Consider the following 2,999-nt stretch of genomic DNA (forward strand, 5'->3'; position numbering starts at 1 on the left):
GGCGATGTCGAGGATCGCCTTTACCGCGGTGATTTTGGCGTACTGGATGACGCCCCAGACGGGGTTGGTCAGCAGTTCGGCCAGCCAGGCATGCACAACGGTGTCGGCGACGCCGGCGGTACCGACGGTCTGCCAGGCAAGTTCGAGCGCGAGCACGCTGTGTTCCGGTGACAGGTAGCCGCCCGGTGCGGCCAGCTGGTCGTTGCAGGCCTGGACGAGGATAGCCAGCGGGCGGGCTGAGCAGGTAGGGAAGTCCGTGATGAGCTCGTCGCCGTTGGTGTACGAGATGGCGTTCATGGCGCAGCCTTTACCTGACCCCGGCTGGTGCGATCCTCTGGCCAACCTCAGCGGGCGGGTGATGCGGTCGAGATCCATGGGAGTTTGTGCGGTGTACATGGCGAGCCTCCCTCTATCAGTGCACCTCTTGGATATTTGTTATGTATGACTGGAGTTTATCTTGTATCTCAGTTGCTGGCTTGCGAGATCGGTCACAGGCGCGTGCCTGCTGAGCAGCGGCTATGCGCTGGTGTACTGTCATGTACACATGTGAGATACGGCTTAGCTGCAGAAAAGGGGGAGGCGGTGGTGACCAAGCCAGGTGGTGTTGGCCGGGTTGCGGCCAAGGACCGCGCGCATGATTACGTGAAGCGCCAGGTGCTGACCGGAGCCTTTCCGGGCGGGGAACTGATCAGCGAGGGCGAGGTTGCGGCGGCCCTGGGCATGTCGCGCACTCCGGTGCGTGAGGCCTTCCTGCGGTTGGAGGCTGAAGGGTTGCTCCGGCTCTACCCGCAACGCGGCGCGCTCGTCGTGCCGGTTTCCTCGGAGGAAGCCCGCGCGGTCATCGAGGCCAGGCTGGTTCTCGAACAGTTCGCCGTGGCCAAGGTCGTCTCACGCGGCCCCGCGGCGCGCACCGCGGTATTCGAGCGGCTATCGGCGGAACTGCAACGGCAGCGCGATGCCGCCGCTAAGGCGGACTGGGAAGAATTCTCCGACGCCGACCGTGCCTTTCATGACGTCATTCTTCAAGAGTCCGGAAACGCCATCGTGTCGGGTTTCTACTCGTCACTGCGCGACCGTCAGATGCGGATGAACCGTGAATTGGTGATGCACGAGGAGCGGATCACGACGATCATGGCCGAGCATCGCGTGATCGCCGAAGCGGTGCGCGACGGCGATCTGCAACGGACCGAGGAGATCGTGCGGACGCACCTGGCGAGCACGATGCGCACGCTTGGTCTCGCTGTCGAGCATCCGGCCTAGCGCACCGACTGCGTTCCCGCGCCGTCACACCTGACGCCATGATGGCTGGCTCGGGTCGACCAGCTGCACGTCGACAGGGCCAAGACCGAAGATGGCGATGACGGCCGGGTCGGGCTGGCCGGCTGGTACACCGTCGTAGTGCGGGGTACGCGCGGCACGCTTCACATACCCACCCGGCCCGACCGGAGCCGCGTCTTGCGGCTGGAAGTCGTTGCCGCTGTTGACAAACCAGGCGCCGAACACAACCACCTGAATGCGGTCGGTCGCATAAGTGTGCGGTGCGCTGAACCAACCCGGATTCCATTTCATCAGCACCAGGTAAGGCCCCGGGCTGTCGAAATGTCCATACAGCTTGGCCATTTCGCCGCTGTGCGCCGGTAAGTTGCCCCATGGCTCGAAAGAGATGTCCTGGTATGGCTGGACGAAGGTCTCGCTTGGATCCGGTCCCGCTTGGGGTGCCGGTGCCAGCTTGATGTTGTCGACCTTGCCCGTCTTGTCACCGGCGGCGATCGCCGCCAGCAACAGCGGTGTCACGGCCAGTAGCGATCGCCGGTCCAATTCCATGCCGCGCCTCACAATCGCTTTACGGTGCTGCGGGCTCGAGCCGCACAAAAACACCTTTCGATGTTGGGGTATTGCTGATCTCGGCGACGCTGTCCAACGGCACCAGGACATTGGTCTCCGGATAGTAGGACGCGGCCGAGCCGCGAGCAGCCGGATACGCGACCACCCGGAAACCCTTGGCACGCCGCTCGACACCGTCGTCCCACGTACTTATCAGGTCGACGAGTTGGCGGTCGGTTAGACCCAGCTCGTGGATGTCATCGGGGTTGACCAGAACGACTCGACGCCCGTTGTGGATACCCCGGTAGCGGTCGTCGAGCGCATAAGGCACGGTGTTCCACTGATCGTGCGAGCGCATCGTTTGCAGCACCAGATGCCCTTCGGGTGGCCGGATCCGGTCGAAGGTGTTGCGCGTGAACACCGCCTTCCCCGACAGCGTTGGAAAGCGATGCTCATTGACCGGGTTGGGCAGCCGGAATCCACCGGGCTCGCGCACTCTGGCGTTGAAATCGTCGAAATCAGGCACGACGCGGGAGATCCGCTCGCGGATCGCGTCGTAGTCGGCCTCGAAGTCCTCCCAGTGAATCGCGGGTGTGTCGCCAAGAGTGCGCCGGGCCAGCCGGCAGATGATCGCGACTTCGCTCAACAGATGCTTGGACGGCGGGGCGAGACGGCCGTGGGACTGGTGGACGATGCTCATCGAATCCTCCACGGTGACGAACTGCTCACCGGTGGCCTGGATATCGCGGTCGGTGCGGCCCAGCGTCGGCAGGATCAGCGCGGTGTCGCCGCAGATCACGTGTGAGCGGTTGAGTTTGGTGGAAACGTGCGCGGTCAGGCGGCATGCCCGCATGGCCTGCTCGGTCTGATCGCTGTCGGGGGTTGCGCGCACAAAGTTGCCGGCGAAGCCGAGGAAAAATTTGGCACGCCCGTCGCGCATGGCCCGAATGGAGTTCACCGCGTCAAGGCCGTGCGTGGCCGGGGGAGTGAACCCGAACTCACGCTCCAAGGCGTCTAGGAACGACTGGGGCATCTGCTCCCAGATTCCCATCGTGCGATCACCCTGGACGTTGCTGTGCCCGCGCACCGGGCAGACTCCCGCCCCCGGCCGACCCAGATTGCCGCGCAACAGCAGGAAGTTGACGATTTCACGAATCGTCGCCACACCGTACTTC

The 2,999-nt window shown here is 64.0% G+C and carries 3 protein-coding genes and 1 pseudogene; 1 reads left to right on the forward strand and 3 read right to left on the reverse strand.

What is annotated here, in order from left to right:
- Positions 1-396: pseudogene (locus WAN71_RS21870) on the reverse strand (hypothetical protein); the annotation flags it as partial.
- 189 nt (positions 397-585) lie between these two features.
- Between WAN71_RS21870 and WAN71_RS21875 the strand changes: the two are divergent.
- Positions 586-1,260: a GntR family transcriptional regulator gene (locus WAN71_RS21875; RefSeq protein WP_422227334.1), complete on the forward strand. Its 675-nt coding sequence runs from the start codon at positions 586-588 to the stop codon at positions 1,258-1,260.
- Between the two features lie 24 nt (positions 1,261-1,284).
- Here the strand turns inward: WAN71_RS21875 and WAN71_RS21880 are convergent, their stop codons facing one another.
- Both WAN71_RS21880 and WAN71_RS21885 read right to left on the reverse strand, forming a co-directional pair.
- Positions 1,285-1,824 carry a tat pathway signal sequence gene (locus WAN71_RS21880; RefSeq protein ID WP_422227335.1) on the reverse strand — a complete coding sequence of 180 codons (540 nt, stop codon included), beginning with the start codon at positions 1,822-1,824 and terminating at the stop codon, positions 1,285-1,287.
- A gap of 19 nt (positions 1,825-1,843) precedes the next feature.
- Positions 1,844-2,999, reverse strand: a 1,156-nt coding sequence (locus WAN71_RS21885; protein WP_422227336.1) for a molybdopterin dinucleotide binding domain-containing protein, incomplete at its 5' end; no start/stop codon positions are given.

Source organism: Mycobacterium sp. (assembly GCF_049280035.1).
Classification (GTDB): Bacteria; Actinomycetota; Actinomycetes; order Mycobacteriales; family Mycobacteriaceae; genus Mycobacterium.

Coding starts and splice junctions, on each gene's coding strand:
- WAN71_RS21880 (WP_422227335.1), bottom strand. CDS start 1,824: ATGGAATTGGACCGGCGATCGCTACTGGCCGTGACACCGCTGTTGCTG.